The 21,684-nt window shown below is 38.6% G+C and carries 20 protein-coding genes and 3 tRNA genes; 14 read left to right on the top strand and 9 right to left on the bottom strand.

What is annotated here, in order from left to right:
• Positions 1-2 precede the first annotated feature (2 nt).
• From ACYVJ6_RS11225 to ACYVJ6_RS11270, 10 genes are all read left to right on the top strand, one after another.
• On the top strand, positions 3-1,211 hold the full coding sequence (locus ACYVJ6_RS11225) for a hypothetical protein (protein ID WP_460694156.1): 1,209 nt from the start codon (positions 3-5) through the stop codon (positions 1,209-1,211).
• Positions 1,212-1,239: 28 nt separating this feature from the next.
• Entirely contained in the window at positions 1,240-1,824 is a 585-nt protein-coding gene (locus ACYVJ6_RS11230) for a hypothetical protein (RefSeq protein ID WP_460694157.1), read from the top strand.
• Positions 1,825-1,875: 51 nt separating this feature from the next.
• Entirely contained in the window at positions 1,876-2,097 is a 222-nt protein-coding gene (locus ACYVJ6_RS11235; protein ID WP_460694158.1) for a hypothetical protein, read from the top strand.
• A 28-nt stretch (positions 2,098-2,125) separates the two neighbouring features.
• A complete protein-coding gene (locus ACYVJ6_RS11240) occupies positions 2,126-3,412 on the top strand; it encodes a hypothetical protein (protein WP_460694159.1) in 1,287 nt (428 codons plus the stop codon).
• Positions 3,413-3,452: 40 nt separating this feature from the next.
• Positions 3,453-4,082 (top strand): DUF6712 family protein, encoded by a 630-nt coding sequence (locus ACYVJ6_RS11245; protein ID WP_460694160.1) that lies wholly within the window; start codon positions 3,453-3,455, stop codon positions 4,080-4,082.
• Positions 4,082-7,075, top strand: coding sequence for a beta strand repeat-containing protein (locus tag ACYVJ6_RS11250; RefSeq protein WP_460694161.1), 2,994 nt, complete (start codon positions 4,082-4,084; stop codon positions 7,073-7,075). Before ACYVJ6_RS11245 ends, ACYVJ6_RS11250 begins: the two co-directional genes overlap by 1 nt.
• Positions 7,076-7,096: 21 nt before the next feature.
• Positions 7,097-7,489 carry a hypothetical protein gene (locus ACYVJ6_RS11255; RefSeq protein ID WP_460694162.1) on the top strand — a complete coding sequence of 131 codons (393 nt, stop codon included), beginning with the start codon at positions 7,097-7,099 and terminating at the stop codon, positions 7,487-7,489.
• A gap of 3 nt (positions 7,490-7,492) precedes the next feature.
• Entirely contained in the window at positions 7,493-7,861 is a 369-nt protein-coding gene (locus ACYVJ6_RS11260) for a hypothetical protein (RefSeq protein ID WP_460694163.1), read from the top strand.
• Positions 7,862-8,134: 273 nt separating this feature from the next.
• The gene (locus ACYVJ6_RS11265; RefSeq protein ID WP_460694164.1) at positions 8,135-8,665 is read left to right on the top strand and encodes a CHAP domain-containing protein; all 531 of its coding nucleotides are present in this window, start codon (positions 8,135-8,137) and stop codon (positions 8,663-8,665) included.
• Positions 8,662-9,258, top strand: a complete 597-nt coding sequence (locus ACYVJ6_RS11270; protein WP_460694165.1) for a hypothetical protein — start codon at positions 8,662-8,664, stop codon at positions 9,256-9,258. Before ACYVJ6_RS11265 ends, ACYVJ6_RS11270 begins: the two co-directional genes overlap by 4 nt.
• A 15-nt stretch (positions 9,259-9,273) precedes the next feature.
• Here ACYVJ6_RS11270 and ACYVJ6_RS11275 read toward each other — a convergent pair.
• Together ACYVJ6_RS11275 and ACYVJ6_RS11280 are read right to left on the bottom strand one after the other, a co-directional pair.
• Positions 9,274-9,357, bottom strand: a tRNA-Leu gene (locus ACYVJ6_RS11275).
• Positions 9,358-9,414: 57 nt separating this feature from the next.
• Positions 9,415-9,498: transfer RNA gene (locus tag ACYVJ6_RS11280), tRNA-Leu, on the bottom strand.
• A gap of 219 nt (positions 9,499-9,717) precedes the next feature.
• Between ACYVJ6_RS11280 and ACYVJ6_RS11285 the strand changes: the two genes are divergently transcribed.
• Positions 9,718-9,790 (top strand) — tRNA-Lys (locus ACYVJ6_RS11285).
• 609 nt (positions 9,791-10,399) lie between these two features.
• Here ACYVJ6_RS11285 and ACYVJ6_RS11290 read toward each other — a convergent pair.
• Genes ACYVJ6_RS11290 through ACYVJ6_RS11310 form a run of 5 tightly spaced genes read right to left on the bottom strand, consistent with a single transcriptional unit; the run spans position 10,400 to position 14,922 of the window.
• Positions 10,400-11,089 (bottom strand): ABC transporter ATP-binding protein, encoded by a 690-nt coding sequence (locus ACYVJ6_RS11290; protein ID WP_460694166.1) that lies wholly within the window; start codon positions 11,087-11,089, stop codon positions 10,400-10,402.
• 1 nt (position 11,090) lies between these two features.
• A complete protein-coding gene (locus ACYVJ6_RS11295) occupies positions 11,091-12,350 on the bottom strand; it encodes an ABC transporter permease (RefSeq protein ID WP_460694167.1) in 1,260 nt (419 codons plus the stop codon).
• Positions 12,347-13,450 carry an efflux RND transporter periplasmic adaptor subunit gene (locus tag ACYVJ6_RS11300; RefSeq protein WP_460694168.1) on the bottom strand — a complete coding sequence of 368 codons (1,104 nt, stop codon included), beginning with the start codon at positions 13,448-13,450 and terminating at the stop codon, positions 12,347-12,349. Before ACYVJ6_RS11300 ends, ACYVJ6_RS11295 begins: the two co-directional genes overlap by 4 nt.
• Positions 13,451-13,457: 7 nt before the next feature.
• The gene (locus ACYVJ6_RS11305; RefSeq protein WP_460694169.1) at positions 13,458-14,141 is read right to left on the bottom strand and encodes a DUF998 domain-containing protein; all 684 of its coding nucleotides are present in this window, start codon (positions 14,139-14,141) and stop codon (positions 13,458-13,460) included.
• Between the two features lie 22 nt (positions 14,142-14,163).
• The gene (locus ACYVJ6_RS11310) at positions 14,164-14,922 is read right to left on the bottom strand and encodes an SDR family oxidoreductase (RefSeq protein ID WP_460694170.1); all 759 of its coding nucleotides are present in this window, start codon (positions 14,920-14,922) and stop codon (positions 14,164-14,166) included.
• 303 nt (positions 14,923-15,225) lie between these two features.
• On the opposite strand from ACYVJ6_RS11310, the gene ACYVJ6_RS11315 reads away from it, so the two are divergent.
• From ACYVJ6_RS11315 to ACYVJ6_RS11325, 3 genes are read left to right on the top strand one after another with little or no spacing between them, the layout of a single operon-like run.
• On the top strand, positions 15,226-16,254 hold the full coding sequence (locus tag ACYVJ6_RS11315; RefSeq protein ID WP_460694171.1) for a class I fructose-bisphosphate aldolase: 1,029 nt from the start codon (positions 15,226-15,228) through the stop codon (positions 16,252-16,254).
• 38 nt (positions 16,255-16,292) lie between these two features.
• Positions 16,293-16,802: a pyridoxamine 5'-phosphate oxidase family protein gene (locus ACYVJ6_RS11320; RefSeq protein WP_460694172.1), complete on the top strand. Its 510-nt coding sequence runs from the start codon at positions 16,293-16,295 to the stop codon at positions 16,800-16,802.
• Positions 16,803-16,826: 24 nt separating this feature from the next.
• Positions 16,827-17,900 carry an AI-2E family transporter gene (locus tag ACYVJ6_RS11325; RefSeq protein ID WP_460694173.1) on the top strand — a complete coding sequence of 358 codons (1,074 nt, stop codon included), beginning with the start codon at positions 16,827-16,829 and terminating at the stop codon, positions 17,898-17,900.
• Here the strand turns inward: ACYVJ6_RS11325 and ACYVJ6_RS11330 are convergent.
• Both ACYVJ6_RS11330 and ACYVJ6_RS11335 read right to left on the bottom strand, forming a co-directional pair.
• Positions 17,890-20,556: a cation-translocating P-type ATPase gene (locus ACYVJ6_RS11330; protein WP_460694174.1), complete on the bottom strand. Its 2,667-nt coding sequence runs from the start codon at positions 20,554-20,556 to the stop codon at positions 17,890-17,892. The genes ACYVJ6_RS11325 and ACYVJ6_RS11330 overlap by 11 nt on opposite strands.
• Before the next feature lie 62 nt (positions 20,557-20,618).
• The gene (locus ACYVJ6_RS11335) at positions 20,619-21,458 is read right to left on the bottom strand and encodes a universal stress protein (protein WP_460694175.1); all 840 of its coding nucleotides are present in this window, start codon (positions 21,456-21,458) and stop codon (positions 20,619-20,621) included.
• Positions 21,459-21,684: the final 226 nt, after the last annotated feature.

The raw sequence follows: 21,684 nt of genomic DNA on the forward strand, positions 1-21,684 counted from the left end.
AAATGGCTCAATTTACATTTACAAACAATACCTATGCAGGCGAAGCGCTGGCTGGGTTTATGGCCAGCACCCTGCTGGAGGCCGACTCGGTTAAACGAGGGTTGCTCACCGTTATTAACGACGTAAAATCGCGCAAGGTAATACTTGATGTTGATGATGACGTTGTATTGCAGGACCCATCAGGCACCTTTGCCGATCAGGGTACTACTGCCTCACAAAACGAAAGCTACCTTGACCCGGTTGTGTATGAGTTTATGAAACAGGAACAATGGGATAAACTGGTACAATCATGGGAAGCGCAAAGCTTAAAACCCGGCGCATTTATGGACTATGAAGGCACGGTTGACTTATCAGACTTTATGGTTCAACGCTACCTAACCAAAATACAAATAGCCAACGAGCGCTTGTACTGGTTGGGAAAAGCGTCTACTAAAGAAGCTGCATTTACAGCCGCTTTCCCGGGTTTACTACCAACTATCTCTGCCGCATCAGGCGTTTATAAAGTTGGCTTAGGCAAGCCCGCTACTTCAATGGCTGCAACTGCTATCAGCGTAGCAGGGGTGGTAACGGTAAGCAGCACCACTACCCTATCAGACGGCGATGTGGTAACTGTTACAGCTGTAACCGGCACAAGTAAAGACACTACAAATGGTGGTGCGGGTATAGATGTACAAGGCCAATCCTACTTTATACAAGTATTAAGCTCAACCACTTTTAAACTGGTTCGTAACTACAATGAGATCAATACCCGCAAGGCTGCAACTTTTTCAGGCACATCATCTGCCGCAACTGTTAGCTATATTAACGCAAGTAATGTATTAGATGTGCTAACCAGCGTTTATGCGCAATTGGACCCCGCAGACCGCAGCCAGGAAGATTTTAACCTGCAGATACCTTTCCACGTGGGTTATGCCTACGCACAAGCCCAGGCAAACAAAGCGGTAAATGTGTTAAATGCCTTTACCGACAGTAAAAAGATGGATTACCTTGGCCTACCGTTACAATTAATGAACCATTGGCAAGCCAATACAATTTTAGGCGCACGTTCATCAAACTTATTCCTGGGAGTAGATCTGTTAGGCGATGCATCCGAACTATCTACTGTTTACTTGAAGCCTTACACCAACGACAACGTAGTGCGTATGAAAGCGCGCATGAAGGCGGCCGTAAACTTCAAATTTGCTAACGAGATATTCTACTTATCAGCCTAATTATCCACTTAAACTAACTTAATTAAATATGTCAATTTACAATAAAATTAATGCGGGCTTTGCCATAGGCACAGACGAGCCAATTTCATCAGGAATTGAAGATGTGATATACGCTTTTAACGAAGACGATATTACCCTAACCTATGACCCAACCAATCCATTGATCGTGACCGACCTAACCGCGGTAGGCAGTGCGAAGGTTTATAAATTTACCGGTACTAATAACAGTTTCAATACTATCTCCAAACTGGCAAAAACAGCGGTAGGCCCACGTTATACCGAAGAGATAGATTTTAATGTTGCCGGTATATCCTCAGATATAAAAGAGCAACTAATGGCTATGGGTTACGGCCGCGTAAAAGCAATAGCGGTAAACAACTATAAATCGGGCGATTCTGCAGTAGAATTATTCGGAGCTGTAAACGGCCTGATATTAACCGAAGCTGAACGAAATGCAGCGGACGAAGCTATGGATGGCGGTTATAAATTAAAACTATCTAACCCGGAAAAATTAAAAGAACCGTATCCGCCACGTGCAGTATCTATTCCGCCGGTAAGCGGAAGCGCTACTTATGCAAGCACTATAGCAGCATTGGAGGCTTTGGTTGTCTAATACACCACGCGGTAGTGAGCAATTGCTCACTACTTATCTATCCCGTTTAACATGAAACAATATATTTTAAAACCAGGCAAGCATCAGTTTGCTCCGGGATCGCCAGCTATTCATGACAACGATAATTTAAGCGACGAGGAAGCTAAATGGTACCTGGAAAAGTTTCCGCATATCGAATCGCTTTTTGAAAAACTGCCAACAAAGGACAAACTGATCAAAGCGAAAAGGAAACGAATAGCCACCAAAAAAACACATTCAGCACCGCACGAATAGCCAGCCCGTTACACACTAACTATTATAAATGAAAACCTATTTACCTCAAATTGAACCACGAATTTTGGTTAGGCCCAATCAAACCTATGGCATACTTAATTATGATGTGGACAATGCCTACCCGCAACGTATGCTTGAACTTGTAGCAAGTTCGCCTACTGCAAAAGATTGCTGGAATAAAAGGGCAAAATTCATTAGCGGCAATGGCTTTGAAGAGAAAGAATTAGGTAAAACTATTATTAATAATAAGGGCTTAACACTGGCTAAATTGTTAAAAGCAATAGCAACTGATAAAGCGTTGTTTACAGGATTTGGTATCCATGTAAATTACAATGCAAACTTCAAAATATCATCAGTAAACTATGTAAAGTTTGAAGATATCAGAATGGGTGATATCGATTGTGCTGATACCAAAAACAAGTATGCTATTTATTCGGACTGGGGACGAAAGACCTGGAAGAATATTATGCGCAGTAAGATCGTCTTCCTGGATAAATATGATCCCGATCCTGCAACCATTGAACAACAAGTAATTGATTCCGGTGGTTGGGATAATTATAAAGGGCAGCTTTATTATTTTAACCCTGATGTAGATGATTATCCGTTAATTGAGGCCGATTCAGTTTGGGAAGATTTTGAAACAGAGGCGGGTATTAAAATTTTCAATAACCGTGAAGTAACTACCGGCTTTCTACCCTCAACCATGTTGTTTATGCAATCAAGGCGTGAAGAAGCTGACAATAACGGGCCGGGTAATGAACTAAATTTGAATAGTCCATCACAATTAGAGAAAGACCTTGGTGTTTTCCAGGGAACAAAAAGCGCACAAAAAATTATTGTTATAGAGTATGAAGACGAAAACTCAAAGCCTGAATTTCAACCCTACGCCATACAAAACAATGATAAGTTATTCGAGAGTACTGAAAAATCAGTTGAAGCGCGGATCATCAAAGGATTTTCTGTTCCAAAAGAGTTGATCAATTCTGAAAAATCATCCGGCTTAAGTAATGGTGGTGAGAAAAAAGAGGCTATACGCGAGTTTAATGATCATACGGCCAATGACAGAATAGAGTTATCGGAGACATTTTCAGATCTATTCAACAACTTTTACACCAACATCAATCCTTCCGGTAATTGGAATATTGTACCAATACCAGCAAATATTGCTGAAAACAATATCGGTATAACAGCAGGGTCAAGTATAAACCAATTATTATTGGCTGATATTCCAACCGATAACAAAGTATCCATACTGGTTTATGCTTATGGCTTTAAACAAGCCGAGGCAGAAGCAATGTGTGCTTTATCCGCATAAAACTCAAAGTATACTATCCATTCACTTTTAACCTATTGCTATGAGTCAAATTTATTTAATTGATCAAACTACTTTTCAGAGATATGAAGACATATCTATCAATATAAAACCAGAGCGCTTAAAAGTATTTATAAAAAAAGCACAAGACCTGGATCTGAAACCATTTTTGGGTCATGCTTTATACTACGACTTTATTAAACATATAAATGAAGATAGCACTATAGATATTGATGCCCCTCAACATTACAAAGACTTACTAAATGGAAGCGAGTATTTAGACCGATCAGGACATATCGTTTTATATGAAGGCCTTGCTCCAACTCTCGCTTATTTCACCTTCGCCCGCTTTATTGAAAACGATGCTATACATTACACGGCCAGCGGTCCGGTGATAAAACACCTTGATAATGGTGCTCCTATATCTACCCAAGAAATTGTAAAACTTGTACAACAACAAAGAAGCGTAGCTAATGCACATGCAAATGAAATAGAAAGATTTTTGTGGGATAACCAGGCTGATTTTTCATTATGGCAAGCTAGTAGCAAAAACAGGAGTTCAAGGCAGGCTGGTCCGCGCATCCGTAGTGTAGATAAAACCGATTTCAATTCTCCATCTACAAATGATTTTTACAACAATGGTGCTTTACCATTAAACATATTCTTAAACTAATGAGCGATAAAAAAATAACCGAATTACCTTTAGCATCGGCTGTAAACGCAAGTGATGTTTCGGTATTGGTAAACAATGGCACCGATTACCAGTTTGCCTTTTCAAGTCTGCTGCAGCTTATTGGGTCGAGTTTAACAGTTGGTGCGAATATTTCTTTTGGAACCACACTTCCGCAAAATACAGCAGGTAAAAATGGAGATGTATTTATTAATACGTCCACAGCCACATTTGCACAAAAAATTTCGGGAGCATGGACTGTGGTTTATACTTTACCTGTATCAGGCGGCACTACTGACGGAACTGTTTTATATGGCATTGGCGTTCCGAGCCCTTTAACAGGCAATAACAACGATACTTACATAAACACCGGCACGGGGGTATTTTATAAAAAAAGTTCAGGTACTTGGAGCCAGGTATTTTCAATGCAAACAGGTCCTGCCGGTGCACCGGGTAGTCCCGGGGCAAATGGCACCAATGGAACAAATGGCTTTAGCATTTTAAGCGGGACAACTAATCCTTCAAATATTGGCACAGGCGTAAATGGCGACTTTTATATAAACACTACAACTTATATTTTATTTGGGCCTAAGTCTGCAGGAGTGTGGGGCTCTGGAGTTTCATTAATTGGCAATGGTGTTCCGATAGGCGGAACTACCAGCCAAGTCATGTCAAAAGTAAGTGATGATGATTTTGATATTGAGTGGACGGACAAATTTGCGGGATTAAACGAAGATATTATTACAGATGCTTTAGGATATACACCTGAAGATGCAAACAATAAAGGCAGCGCAAACGGCTATGCCAGCCTTGATGGATCCGGGAAAGTACCGTCATCTCAACTACCCTCGTATGTAGATGATGTAATTGAAGTTGTAAACCTCTCTTCATTACCCGCAAGCGGAGAAACCGGAAAAATCTACATAACATTAGATACAAATTTTGAATACAGATGGAGTGGCTCAACTTATATTAGATTGGTTGCTTCACCTGGAAGTACTGATGCGTTGACAGAAGGGACAACTAATTTATACTTTACTGTTGACCGTGCCAGAAACACGAATTCGGCAACATCACCAATTTTTTACAACACAAATACAGGGGTTATAAGTTCACAAGCGGCGACCTCTGTCCAAAATGGATATTTATCATCGGCTGATTGGACAAATTTTAACAATAAACAAACTGCTTTATTAGGCACTGGTTTAGTAAAGTCCACAGCCGGGGTAATAAGTTACGATACCAATAATTATAATTCAGGTTCAGGAACAGCTGGCTACATAACCAAATATTCTGCAGCAAATACCCAAACACAAACCGCAGCACCGATATATGAGACACAGGGCAGAATTGGCATTGGTCATATCACACCTGCAAGCGGAACACTTGTTCATATAAGCAGTGGTTCGGCCATGCCATTACGCATAAGTACAACAGCTGCCGATGTTGCTCAATTTATAGCTAATAACAACTACGGAGGTTTTAGAGTTGCTACAGTTGGTTCCGGCGGGCCGGGTGCGGGTGTTCCTTACATAGCTCTTGCAACAGGAGCAGCGGCAGATGGCAGTTCACTAGGTACTCAAAGAGCTTATTTTGCCTACAATCAAAACGTGGCTAATACCGCATCCTTAGGATATGGCTCAGGTACGGATGCTATCGTATGGATCACCTCAGGTACAGGCGTAGGAAATGTGTTGATAGGAAGCGCAATAAATAATACAGCATCTAATAAGCTACAGGTAACAGGCAGCGTAGGTATAACATCGTTAACGGCTTCTCAGCCAGTGTTTACAGATGCTAATAAAACTTTGGTATCAATGGCTGTTATACCTGCAGCAAATGGTGGTGCTGGAAATATCAACGGTTTGCTTAAAGCAAATGGCTCGGGAATGGTAAGTCAAGCACTTGTGGGGGTGGATTATTTAGAGCCATCTGCCCTTTCGGGATATTTACCTTTAACGGCAGGAAGTGGTAATCCACTAACAGACACATTATTTGGAACAAACATTAACTTAGCAGGAGGAATCGATGCATCCTCGGGTCAGATATCAGCATTCCGTGTTGTTTCCAGTTACTTTATACCTACAGGTAATATAGGAAGTGCGGGTGGTACATATATTGGTGGTCATACCAATGGTAATGCTATAACTATTTCAGCTGGTAACGAATATGAAGCGGTTGGAACAATATATCTAAGTGCTGTAGGTGGATTTTTAGAAGCACAATCTACTATGTCTTTATCCTCAGATAAAGGGGTTGTTATAGGTGGTGCGGATATAACCACCAACGCAGATAGAATAAGCCCCATGTTAACCTTTGCTCAAAGTGAAGATGTAGAAGATGAAGAATGGCACTTTAGTAATAACTGGAGATTTAGGAATGATCAGCCTAACTATGGATATTTTTCATTACAGATGGCTAACTATGGTAGTACTGTTTTTGGTGATATACTAACATTTACTCCATATGGGCATCGTGCTAAATTTATCAATCAGGTAGAAGCTAAAGTATTTATACCTACAGGGGATTATGGTGCTGCTGGAGGTAAATATATTGGTGGTAGTGATTCTACTATTGATATACTTGTTCCCGGTAACACAGAGAATGGCTCTATAAACTTGTACTCTTATGATATGGGTGGAAGTTCTTCAGGTTCAATATCTATAAGAAGTGGTTATGAGACACAAGGTGCGTACTTAGGCATACACCCTCTTTACTTTAGTCGTGATAGCGGAATAGGTAAAGAAGATAGTAGGATGTGGAGGATTCTTATTGACCCTGCAAATGAGTATGGTTCATTTGCTTTACAACAAGCGACAAGTCAAGCCTTACCTCCTACCTTTGCTGACGTGCTAAAGTTTGACAAAAACAAAAATGCCGCTTTTTCTGGTAATATAACAGCATCTACATCATTTATAGCTAAATCACCCGATGGAACAATTTACAAATTAACCCCTCCTAATGGTGGCGGCGCAGCAACATGGGTGGCTGTATAAAAAATAAATAACATAAAAAATATGAAAAAAGTAAAACTATCACTTAACATTATTCAACTACAAACAATTAGCCATTGTGGGTCAATTTTGCGGGCTTGTTCAGGTATTCAGCCATTTCAATTGGCTAACAATATCAATAGATGTAAAGTCGCAGCTGATACTGCAATAGAAGAATATAAATCAGAATTTGAATTAATTGAAGAACGAAAAACTGAAGCACCAGATCAGTCTGAAAAAGATATGATGGAGTTGTTTAATAAACAGTTTGAAATTGAAATACCTGAATTATCAGAGAACAGCTTTTTAGAGTTAGACATAACAGGTGATAAGGAAGTACCCCAACAAAGCGGTGACATCAAAAAATTCAGTTATCGTGATGCTTACTTTAACCTTTTAGGGTTAATAATAAACTAACTTATGCAGTTACAAACTTACACCATAAATACTATTGTAACTATTCTTTGCTCTGTAAGCTTTGGTTCTATTGTGACAGTCATAATCAATAGAAAAAAAATAACAGCAGAAACACAGCTTTTTAATACAGAGATATACAGTACAATGCTCGGAGACCTTCGCGCGCAAATCAATATGCAGGGAGATCAGCTAAAAAATCAGGCCGAACAGATTCTAAATCTTCAAAAAAAAGAAAGTGAATATGTAAAAATCATCAAAAACAACCAGGTACGTGAGCGGGAATATATCATTAAAATAAAATCATTAGAGAAAGCATTAAAAGAAACTGAGGATATGTTAAAGGAACTTCAGATCAAATTCCAAATTCAATAAAATGAATAAATTAAAAAAATGGATTATTAAAAAGAGAGAATACTTATTTATCGTTGTTGCGATATTACTCTTCCTTGGATCGGCACCAATTTTCCGCATGATTGATCCAACAGCCGGCGTTTACGACATAGGTGTTTTACAAAACAACATAACAGCAATAATAAGCCTGTTAGTGTTTCAATTTATCGCCTGGAATATCTTATGTTTTATTTGGCCATCAATCAGAATTTATTTCGAAGAAAACTTTACAGCCGACTTTAACAAACTTTTACCATGGCAAAAAATACTTACTTCCTTGCTACTTTATTGCTTCTTAATTTTTTGTCAAGTGCTGCTCAGCAAAACAATATCCGGTTAAAAGTTCAAATTACTTACATATCCCAAATTGGAGTAAGAGAATTGACCGGAAATAATGATGGCAAGTCAGTAGAAGCTTATCTGAAATATTGTAACCTTTCAAAGGGTACCCCCTGGTGTGCAGCATTTGTATGTTGGGCATTAGGTCAAAATAAAATTCAAAATCCACGTAGTGGATATTGTCCTGACCTTTTCTTTCAAAAAAACACTGTTTGGAAACGCGATCGAAAAGCTAATCAGACCCCATTATCCTCAGACATCTTTGGTTTATTCTTTCCCGAAAAAAACAGGATTGCTCACGTTGGGTTCATTGAAAATTGGACAACGAAAACTGTTACAACCGTAGAAGGGAATACGAACAAAGCTGGTAGCAGAGAAGGCGACGGAGTATACAGAAAAATCAGATTAACAAGGCAAATTTATGCAGTAACAAGATTTATAAAATGAAGAATTACCTATTACCAATTATATTAGTTGCATTATTCACGAGTTGCCATTTAAAAAAGAAAACCTCTAAAATTAATACAATAGATCGACAAACAGTTTTGAATACTACAGAGGGTGTTAGAACCCAAACAAATTTAAAAGTCATTCGAATAGACAGTTCAAAAATTGTCAAATCAAGTATTGACAATTTGGATTACTCAGAATCGGTTAATATGGAGTTTGATTTAATACCAACCAAAGAAAAATCAATATTAATACCGTATAAAAACAATGTTACCCTTTTTGAACAGATTCTAGATAAATCACAAAAAGTAAAAATCCATATCAATCGCATACAACAGAAGTCTAACAGCCAACTGCTAGCCCGACAAAATAATATCAAATCAAAAATAGATTCAGGTGCTAGTTATGACGGAATTTATAAGCAAACACAAAAAATAAATATAAAAGAAAAAAACAGGTTAAGTTCTGAAAGTAAAACTTCCACACCTTTAACATGGTGGATAATTGCTACTGTCTATATCCTAATAACAGTTTATATTTTAAAAAAGTTCAATATTTTTACACTAATAGCAAGTTTTTTTAAACTTTAGTTCATTTAAAAGGTGTGCCCGGAACGAGATTCGAACTCGTACATCCTTACGAATGCCACCCCCTCAAGATGGTGCGTCTACCAATTTCGCCACCCGGGCTATTAATTTAAAAGGTGAGTGCAAGCCAAAGGCTTATACCCACCTCTATCAACGATGTGCCCGAAGAGAGACTCGAACTCTCAAGAGACAATTCTCAACGGCTTCTGAGACCGCAACGTTTACCAATTTCGCCATCCGGGCAGTTAATATATTGACATATAATGGTAAAGCAAATATAATTTTTTCAGTTAATATAGCTTTATTCCTCTAACAAGATTACAAATTTTTATTCTATCGAATGTTTAGTAAACTGGCAATGAAGCTATTATTGTCAAGTATTAAATTAATTGAAATAACCCTTGCAGGCATACGTGAATAGTCCTATATTTGCACCACTTTAAACGGAAACGAATAAAGGATGATTCCGTAGCTCAGCTGGTAGAGCATAACACTTTTAATGTTGGGGTCCTGGGTTCGAATCCCAGCGGGATCACAAAAAAGCCTCTCTATATTATTAGAGGGGCTTTTTCGATTTATATTGTCAAATTTGTGGTCGGTTGCTAATTATATTTTCAAAGGATATCTTTACTCAATTGAAAAGTTATCATGACAAAGTCCGAAAATAGCTCTAATAAAGAAACCTATATATTACACTGAGGCATCTTTTAAAAGATTAGCTTTAAGATATGAACCGTATGTGGAGTCCTATGATCATTTCTAACGGTATATAGTTAAAAAAACAGATGGTGACGAAACACAATAACCGTTCTCATTTGGAAATATTACCCTTTGCGGATCAGGTTATTAGTTTCAATCCATACGAGGCACGAAAAAGGTTCAAGCAAATGAACTTACAACAGGTCAGAATTAGCATTAAAAGATTGGTTGATATTGAACGCTTAAATGCTGGGGCAAAAAATAAACCTGCTGTATACATTATCAATAATCGAGGAAGAGACATATTAGATAGATGCTATCAAGTATGGCATAATATTATTTTATAAACTGACTATTTAAAATTCCTTCCCCTTATGAAATATATTTCTTGTATCGGGTATGAGCGAAGTAGATTCATCCGTGCGGGCCAAGGTGTAGTTATTTTTTAAAAAAAGCTGGTATCAACAATCTTACCGTCTTCCATCACAATTGTACGATCTGCCCGTTTGGCAAAATCAGGGTCATGGGTAACTACTAATATGGTTTGGTTATTTTGGCTGGAAATTTCTTTAAATATATCAAATACAACATCGCTGTTTCTTTTGTCCAGGTTGCCGGTTGGCTCATCGCCCATAATAATAAGCGGATCGTTTATTAATGCACGGGCAATAGCTACCCTTTGCTTTTGCCCCCCACTAAGCTGCGAACTTCTTTTCAAAGCCTGGTCTGCAATACCCAGCGTGTGCAAGTGCGCAAGTGCCCTATGCTCAATTTCATCTTCAGCATATTTACCCAGTTTTAATGCCGGCAGCATTACGTTTTTTAATACATTAAACTCATCTATAAGGTAATGAAACTGAAACACAAAGCCTATTTTTTCATTTCGCACTGCAGCCAGATCGGCGTTGTTTAAGCCATGGAGCGGTTTACCATCCAGCCAAAGCTGCCCGTCATAATCGGTATCCATTGTTGACAGCACGTACAAAAGTGTTGATTTACCACAGCCCGATTTGCCTGTAACCGAAACAAAGCTACCCTTATCTATGCTAAAATTAATATCGCTTAACACCCGGAAACGTACCGGATCAAAAAAATATTTGTTAATAGCTTTTGCTTCAAGAACTTTTGTGCCCATTTTATTTCCCCCTTATTATAACAACCGGATCAATACCTGCCGCCTTACGTGCAGGAAACAACCCTGCAAAATAGGTTGTAGTAAGCGCGAAACTTATCCCTATTAAATAATACAGCGCCTCAAAATTAACCGGGTATGTTTTAAGTGTTGGCAAAGCGGTAGTTTCAAATGGTATATGGCTTATTATTACTGATAAAGTATACCCGAGTATTAAACCCACCACGCCTCCGATTACCCCTAATAACATGGATAACTGAATAAATATTCGTTTAACATCTTTGCCAGAAAAACCTACGGCTTTAAGTATAGCAATAGCATCCATTTTTTCGTAAATAAGCATGTTTAAAATATTGTAGATGCCAAAACCGGCAACAATCAATAAGGTAACACTAACGCTGTAGGCAATGGTATTTCTTACGGTAGTGCCCGTTTCAAACTCCGCATTAGCGTTTTGTATATCAATTGCATCCACATCAAATAACCGGGCGTATTCTTTTGCTACTGACGGTGCAATTTCGATGTCCTTTAATTTTATCTGTACATCTGTTACGTAGTTGGTTGGCTTACCCAACAGTTTTTGGGTAGTAGCAACCGATGTGTAACTTTGTACATCATCAACCTGTGCCAAACCGTATTGAATAATCCCGACAATTTTAAGCATGGTCCTGTCACCATCTGCAGTGGTAACCTGTACCACATCGGCAACATCAAGTAATAGCTTATCGGCAAGGCCCTTGCCAATTACCACGCTGTTGCTAACAATGCCCAGGTCCTCTATTTTTCCCTTTATCATATTACCCCCCATCGGAAACAACTTTTCTCCCTCTTTAACTTCAATGCCATCAACAATACCGGATAGCTGGATGGTACCGCTATTAAAAAAAACCGGTGTGCTTACTTTTGGTACCGCGCCTATTATTCTGTCGTCCTTCCTGAGCATCTGTAGTATCCGGTTCACATTGTATATCTCTTTTCCGTTATCCTTTGGTTTTATCGATAGTATAAAATTTTTAAAGGTCGAAAACTGTCCCTCTAAATTAACAGGCTGCTGCTTTGACGGGCCAATGGCTTTGTACAACCTTATGTGCGGGGTATGATTAATAACCAAGCCATCCAGCATTTTATTTAAGCCCGTCATAAAACTTATCAGGGCTATAAACATGGCTATTCCAAAAGTTACGCCGGCCGCGGCCACAATTGATTGCTTTAAGCGAGCTTTAATAAGTGTTATGGATATATCTAACAACAGGCCAGGTTTCATTCGGTTGGTTTGTATATAGTTTGTGACGCCCTTAATCCGCTTAATATTTCAATATTATGATAGTCCTGCACACCGGTAGTAACCCTACTTTTTACACCATCTGATAACCATACCTGACCTTTATTATCCAAGTAATTACGCGGTATGAGTATGACCTTCTTTTTAACTATTACGATGATATTAACCTCGGCTGATAAATTTGGGTAAAGAGGCTTGGGGGGATGTAAAAAAGTTGCTTCAACTTTAAATGTCCGTGAACGTTGATCCATAATAGGATAAATTTTACTTACCCTCCCTTCAAATACTCTACCTTTATAACTATCCATTGTTATTTCAACAGGCTGATTTAATCTTACCTGTGTTATATCATTTTCATCAACTTCCATCTCTACATAATAAAGATCAGGTTTGCCAATAGTGGCCAACGCGGTTTGCGGTGTTATCAGTTCACCTTTGTTTTTTGCTACATCAAACACCTGCCCGTCAATCTCACTTTTCACTATATAATCCGTTTGCCTTTTTTGATTAACGCGGTAATTTATTTTTGAAATCTCCATTTCATTATTAAGCTGAGCTTTTAACAACCTTAAATTTTTAACTGCCGACTCATAATTTATTTTAGACGTATTAAAATTTAATAGGCGTTGGTCAAACTCAGCCCTGGTACCGATGTTTTGATCCCAAAGGTTTCTTTGCCTGTAAAAAAACGAAGAATCAAGATTATACTTGTCTTTAGCCATTTGTACCTGAGATAATGCTGCCTGAAGTTTGTCAGAGCCTGCCTGCGCATTTAATTGATTATAATTTAATACCTGACGCGAGGTTTCTGTATTTAGACTTGCCTCACGGTTATCGAGTATAAACATCGGGGCGCCTTTTTTTATTAGGTCGCCGGGGTGTACTACAATCTGATTTATAATACCAGGAACGGTTGAGTAAACCACATATTGATTTTGCGCTTTAACTACTGCCGAAGCATATAAAGACACGGTTATATTGCTAATCACAGGTTTAGTATGCTCCTGTTTGTTTGAGCAGGAGGCAATCAAAAATGATATGATCATTAGATAACCGGCTTTCTTTATGAAGTGTAATTTCATTTAAGGTTTATAATGATAGAGTATTAGCGTTATTGTAATAATTACTTAGTCTGTTTTTTCGCATCAGGATAACGGCCAGCACAATTACCCATAGCAAGAAAACACCTATGTTTATACGTTCCCAAACCCCGATCCATGGAGTAGGTTTATTAGATGCAACCCCTGGTGCATCTATAAAGGTGAGAGCCCCAAATATTAAAAGGGCAATAAAAGTTACAATAGAATATAGGCGAAACCACCTACCAAATGCCATAGCAGCAAAACCCAATGCCAATAAATAAATAACCTCAGTAACTACACCCAAACCAATATGAACCGTATCAGAAAGTGTTGCCCCACCTACCGCCAATTCTTTACGAAGGTGCATTGGGGCAAAAGGCCAAATAATTCCGAGAGTTGCGTAAACTATCATTAAACCACCCGCAATATGGAGGTTAGGGTTTGAGCCTGACGACTTCCACACGCCCCAGGCAAAAAGTATAATCATAACGGTATAAGGAAAGCATAACCATATCCAAAGACTTCTGGTTGGCGCATCAATTGCCGAAAGTTCACTTACGGTTTGGGACGCAGAATTATAGGCAGGCCATTGCAGCGGAACAAAAATATTCAATAAAACATACCATAACGACGATACTATGCCACATATTAACATAGTTCTTATAACAATTAATTGTTTTGCTGACAGCATAAATTTAATTTTTGAAGTAGTTTTAATAAGCAGTCCAGCCACCATCGGCTACCATTACAGCGCCGTTAATAAATCCTGATGGTTCATTTGCAAGATATAACGAAAGTTCGGCTATGGCTTCGGGCTGTGCACTCTGTGGCATATTACCAGCGCCGGCAATCATACGATCATAGCCAAATGGATTTGGTTCCATCCCATGTATAATGTTTGTATTCACCCCGCCAGGCGCTATTGCATTACAACGGATACCTTTATTGGCATATTGATACCCAATGCTTTTTGTTAACCCGATAAGCCCATGTTTAGATGCTGTATAGGCAGCACCCGCGCGTCCGCCAAACAAGCCGCTGATAGATGATATATTAATAATTCGACCTTCGCCTTTTTTAAGGAATAACCTGATAGCACCGCGACAGGTATAAAATGGCCCATCTAAATTGACACCTATTATGTGTTTCCACAGATCATCACTAACCATGTCTGCGGGTGTAAAACTATCCATAACCCCGGCATTGTTTATTAGTATGTCAAGGGTGCCAAACGTTTTTATTGTATAAGCTAATAGAAGGTCAACGTCGGCAGCTCGTGATATATCTGCTGCAAATATTGATGCTTTACCTCCGGCCCCGCTAATTTCTTTTTCTACTGCTTCCAGATTTGGCTGATTGATATCGGCCAACACAACTTTTGCACCCTGTTTAGCAAAAAGGAGGGCAATTGCTTTTCCTATACCCGAACCGGCGCCAGTTATCAGTGTAACTTTGTCATTTAATGCTTTCATATTCACTCAATTTTAAAAACTTATCATCTTTTAAAACTATATTATTATATATTCTATCTGCATCTTGCTTTGAACACAAATGCGTACCGTAATTAATAGTAATCGCTGATCAACATTCAACGCCATATTTTACTGCATCAGCAATATTTTTACTACATTTTTATAATTTCGATTATTAAAATCAAACTTAGTGTACAACAGCAACTTACCCGGTGATGAATAACACCGCATAATATGACCTTGGTTACTTTTTACTTTTTTAGTGGTATTACATTTGATGTGTATCTATAGTAACTCCATATTATGAAAGCCAATCAACACTTATCAACCATCGCCAGCCAATTAATGGCCGATAAAAAAGGTCTTTTGGCTATGGATGAAAGCACTGCAACCTGTAATAAGCGTTTTAAAGCAGAAGGCATCCCGGAAACAGAAGAATACCGCAGAAGATATCGTGAATTAATAGTTACAACCCCGGGATTAGAGGAATATATTAGCGGGGCCATACTTTTTGATGAAACCATTAAACAGCGTACAGCAGGTGGTGATCTGTTTATAGATGTACTTATAGACAAGGGTATTATACCAGGTATTAAGGTTGATACCGGCACGGTGCCAATGGCCGGATTTGCCGGAGAGAAAATAACCGAGGGGCTTGACGGTTTACGTGAACGTTTAGAAATATATGAAAAGTTGGGAGCACGCTTTGCAAAGTGGAGAGCTGTTATTAACATAGCCCCAAATATCCCAACAACAACTTGTATTAAAACCAACGCAGATATATTAGCACGGTATGCAGCTCTTTGTCAGGAAGCAGGTTTGGTGCCAGTGGTAGAACCTGAAGTACTTATGGATGGCAACCATTCAATGAAAAAATGTGCGGAGATAACTACCGAAGCCTTACATGCTGTATTTAATTCTTTGCATCAGCACAGGGTTGCTTTTGAGGGAATTATACTTAAACCAAATATGGTATTACCGGGTATCAATAATCCAATACAAAATACTACAGAAGAAATAGCTCGGGCAACAATTGCGTGTATGCTTAATTGTGTTCCAGCAAGTGTACCCGGAATAGCCTTTTTATCAGGTGGACAATCTGCTTTATTGGCTACTGAAAGATTAAATACCATGCACCAATTATTTGATGCACGGTTGCCTTGGGCATTAACATTTTCTTTTTCAAGGGCGCTACAGCAACCTGCACTGGAAATATGGAAAGGCGACGATACAAACAAAATCACGGCTCAACAATCACTACTACATCGTGCCGCCTGCAATCATGCAGCATGCGGCGGAACTTATGCTCCCGAAATGGAAAAGTCTTTGTGATACCACCTTAAAGGTGAGCACTGATATAGTAATTGCTGATGCAAGTCATTTTTTCGCTTAAACCAAAAGGTATTTTTGAATATAAAAGAGAAGTTATGTTGGGTGAATTAAATGAAGCACAAATTGAAAGCTTATTAAAGCATCAAGTAATAGGTAGATTAGCTTGCCATGCCGATGGTATTACCTATATAGTACCCATAAATTATGTTTATGACGGTAAATACATTTATAGCCATGCTACTGAGGGGCAGAAAATAGACATGATGCGTAAAAACCCGGAAGTATGCTTTGAAGTAGATGAGATACAAGATGTATTTAAATGGAAAAGCGCTATTGTTTGGGGCCGGTTTGAAGAATTAACTGACGTGGATGAAAAGCAACAGGCTATGCAGGGCATTATTCATCGTATTATGCCTTTAGCAAATAACCCTACCGATCATCCATCTCACGGAATTACAGCAAATGAGAGTGATATTGGCATCTCTGTTGAACTTATTGTGTATAAAATAGCTGTAACTAAAAAAACCGGACGGTTTGAAAATAGGTAACTTTATTAAATATTATTAATGTAAGTGAACAAACTACCTGTAACTGTTAAACGATCAATTGAATTACTTGGGATATTTTTACTTGGGACAATAATTGTTATTGGTAACATGGTAATTATGCCTTTGCTAATGGCATTTTTCTTCAGCATTATGTTAATGCCTGTGTTCCGTTTTTTTAGAAAGTTAAACATACCCGAATCTATATCCATATTTTTACCGATTCTGTTATTTACAATAATTGTAGTATTACTTATTTGGCTATTTTCCAACCAAGTGTCGGCCCTGATAGCTGACTTTGCAGAAATTAAGCGAATTGTTGGTTTGCACCTCGAAAACTTAAGCAGTTGGATCAGTAATTCATTTGGGTTTTCGCCGGCCGAACAAATAAAGTTCATTCATGTTCAAAGCAATAAATTGCTTAACGCTATAGGAGGCATTTTTCAAGGTGTGGTTGGCTCACTGTCGGACGCTGTTGTGTTTTTGGGGCTGTTGCCAATTTACATTTACCTGGTTATGCTATACAGAAACCTGTTTTTAAAGTTTGTTTTGATGTGGTTTAAAACTGATGAACACCCAAATGTTGAGCATAATATACGGCAGACAGAAAAAATGGTAAAAAGCTACCTGATAGGCCTGCTGATCCAAATTACCTATATCACCGTTTTATTAGGCGGTTCATTAATGCTATTGGGAATAAAAAATGCTTTGCTTATTGGTATTATTTTCGCCTTTTTAAACTTGATACCCTATTTGGGAGCATTAATAGGTAATATATTAGGGGTGTTGTTAACCTTATCATCGTCAGAAAACCTGGCTGATATCCTGATCGTATTAGTTGCAATTACGGTTGTTCAGTTTTTAGATAATAATATATTAATGCCGCGCATAGTTGGTTCACAAGTTAAGATCAACCCGCTTGCAGCAATAGTTGGTATTATTACGGCGGGATACATGGCAGGCCTTTCGGGTATGTTTCTTGCCCTGCCCGTACTATCCATACTAAAAATTATTTTTGATAGCTCGCTAAATTATAAAAAATGGGGGTTATTACTTGGCGATGAACGGCCTTTAAATAGCCCAATAACAGTTAAGGATTAACTACCTGACCTTTCTTTAACACTTTATACGCCTGTATAATACAAAGCGGTAATAAACTTGCTATTATGGCAGTAACCCATAGTTTAACAGGTAATGGCGTTAGGCCTAATACCATCCGCATTTTCGGCACAGAAAAAACAACGAATATTGCTCCGGCACAAATAACCAATGCCAGCCATACAAATTTATTGCGGGTAATTTCATTTACCAATATCCCACTGCGCAAAGATGCCATATTAAATACGTGAAATAGTTGTGCAAAAGTGAGGGTAACAAACGCCACACTATTTATTGAGCGTGCATCACTGAGGTTAAGGTAATTGCAATAGATAACTGCAGCAGTTACGCACAGCGTTATGAGTGCCGCATACAGGGCAATAACCAACCAGTTGTTATTGGTAATTATTGGCTTTTTAGGCTCGCGCGGGGGCGTGTGCATTACTGTTTTATCGCCGGTACCCAACCCAAGCGCCAGCGCCGGGAATATATCAGTTACCATATTTAAAAAAAGTATTTGCAGAGGCAATAAAGTGGCTGCAGGCGCAATAATACCTAACAGCGTTACTATAAATATCTCGCTCAAATTGCAAGACACCAGGTAAATCACAAATTTTTGGATATTTTTAAATATCTCCCGGCCGTGGGCTACCGCGTCGGCTATTGATGTAAAGGAATCGTCTTTTAATATAATGCTGGCTGTTTCTTTAGCTACCTGTGTGCCCCGTATTCCCATCGCGATGCTTACGTCGGCCTTTTTCAATGCAGGCGCGTCATTTACCCCATCGCCCGTCATAGCCACAATATTGCCAGCCTCCTGGTATATACCTGCAATATCCAATTTCTGTTTAGGTGTTATGCGTGCAAATACAGCCGTGTTTAAAATTCTCTCCTTCCATTGGGCTGTTAGTGTCTCTATTGTCGAGAGTTCTTTACCAGTTATCACTGCTTTCTCGGTCTCATCTACCAAACCCACTTTTTTGGCAATATTAAGCGCCGTTTGCGGATGATCGCCGGTAATCATTACTACTTTTATACCTGCGTTTCTGCACGAAAATATCGCACCTTTAATGTCCATCCTGGGCGGATCAATAAAACCAACTATACCGGTATAGATCAATTCGTCCAGATAGTTTTCATCATTTAGTTGAACTCCTTCTTTATAAGCAAAACCTAACACACGCAATCCGTTGGCAGCCATTTTTTCTGATTTTTTCAGGATAGCCTCCCTACCCTCTTGGTTTAACGCCTCAATAATCGGCCCTAATTGCATTTTAGTACATCGCTTAAGCAAATGTTCGACCGATCCTTTTGCGGCCGCAAAAAAGCCTGATGGCGTTTTATGCAACGTCCCCATCATCATAATATCGGAGTTAAACGGTAGTTCGGCTATGCGCAAGTATTGCTTATTTAAACTACCGGTATTTAACCCGGTCGAGTTAGCCAAATTAACAAGTGCAATTTCTACTGGGTCGCCAGTATCTTTACTAGCGTTATTACATAAGGCACCCGTTAATACTAACTTTTCAAAATTTTCGTTGCTTGCTTTAATAGGCCCGTGCGGAAATTTTAAAGCATTATTTTCTGTATGTACTTTGATACTTTCGGCAGGGAAACCAAGCGTGTCGGCGTATATTTTATTTTCAGTGAGCGTGCCGGTTTTATCTGTTAAAATAACCCCGGTGCTTCCTAATGTTTCTACTGCAGATAGTTTTTTAACAATAGCATTTCTCCTCCCCATTAATAACATCCCGTATGATAATGCCACAGTTGCTACTATAGGTAACCCTTCGGGAATAGCAGCAACCGCCAAAGCAATAGAAGTTTCAATAATAAGCAATGCTGTTTTACCTTGTATAATGCTGGTTATTGAAAATATGGCAGTCATAGCGAGGGTTATCCATATCAGTTTTTTGCTTAGCCCGCTTAGCTTTTTATCTAACGGTGTGGCAGTTTCGACCGAGCTATCTACCAATGAAGTTATTACACCTAATTGTGTATGATTGGCAATACCCGTTATAACTGCCTTTCCGTTACCATTAATAACTGATGTACCCTTAAATACCATGTTCCGTTGGTCGCTAACGGGGGTATCATGCGCAACATTCTCTAAAAGTTTGTCTGCAGGAAATGATTCGCCGGTGAGTGAAGATTCGTCGCATTGTAATTGATGTGCTTCTATTAAACGCCCATCAGCAGGGATAATATCGCCGGCCTCAAAAGGGACCACGTCACCGGGTGTTAATTGTTCGGCCGGGATAGCTATTGCTGATCCATCCCTTATTACCTTAGCCAAAATCACATCCATTTTTTGCAACGCAACCATGGAACTACGAGCCTGCATTTCCATTAAAAAACCAATTAGCGCGTTGATTAATATAACGGCTGCAATTGCAACTGCATCTAAAAAATCTTTAAAAAATATGGAGACAATTACTCCTACTGCTAACAAAAAAACAATGGGACTTTTAAATTGCTGCAACAAAATAACCCACGCACTTTTTTGCTGCTGGGCTTCATAACTATTAAGTCCCCATGTTTTGGTACGCTTTTTTGCTTCTGCTTGGCTTAGCCCGACATTTTTATCCGTTTGAGTTATTGCTATAACTTCTTCTGTTGTTAAGGTGTAGGGAGCGTTAAACGGATATTTAATTGCCATTATTAATTATTTAATTACACCCCTTAAAATTACCAATAACCAACCGGCTTATAGGCTAACTATTATTTATTATGCGCAATAAACAAAGGCATGTCAATCTCTTTCATTAACAGATCGGCCATGCTGGTTTTAAACCATCTGGAAACCTGGCCGCGTTTGTACGCGCCTGATACTACTAAAACATTTTTATTAATGTTTTTAAGATAGGTTATGATCTCTTCTTCAGGGTCGCCTTTTAGTAGGGTGTAACTTGCATCCGGGTAATGACAGGTAATAAATTCTTTTATCAATTCTCCGTCCGGCAACTCTTGCGTATCTTTTGGATCAGTAACTGATATCACCTCAGTTTCCTTACTTTTTAACCATGGCATCATATAATTAAACATCTTGATAGCATAAACTGATGAAGGCCTACCATCATATAAAAGCACTACTTTTTCTATTTCTTTATACTCACGGGGAACTATTAAAACCGGGCTTTGCATTTCAGCTAAAAAATCACGAATAAATTGTGTAGGATTTTCCTCTGAAAAATGGCTTAGCGTTTCATCAGCGCCAATTAATACCAAGTCACTGTAAATACTTTCCTTAAGCAATTCCTGCAAGGCAAAGCTTTTGTCATGATGGGTAATGTAGTCGATATCGGCATTTTTACAGGCTTGTTCAAAAATAGCCGTTGATTCCCGCCTTGTAGCCTCATCTTTTTCAAGCAAGTGTCTCATTTTTACTTCCGAAATACCCTGGGCCCCAACCATATCAAATAGCTTATAACCATGATATAAAAAAGATTCCAAAAAAACACCTGACAATAACGCCTTACTACTTTCGGCAACTTTAATTGCATAAGCCAAAGTACCTTCTGAGAATTTTAAGCCATCAAAGGCCGCACTTATTTTTTTCATGAGATGATTATATTATAATTTGTGCAGTTATTAATAATTACATCAAAACAACTACATTTTAAATCTTATTTCAATGCTCACTATCAACATTTCAATTGATAGTAGTCACATTATTGAAGTTGAAGGCTTGATCTCTTTTTCACTTTATTATCTCATACCAAATTACCGATATAAACCCAGGGCTCAAACTTATGAGCAATTGAAAAAAAATTAATGTTTCAAATTC

This window comes from Mucilaginibacter puniceus, from assembly GCF_054783175.1.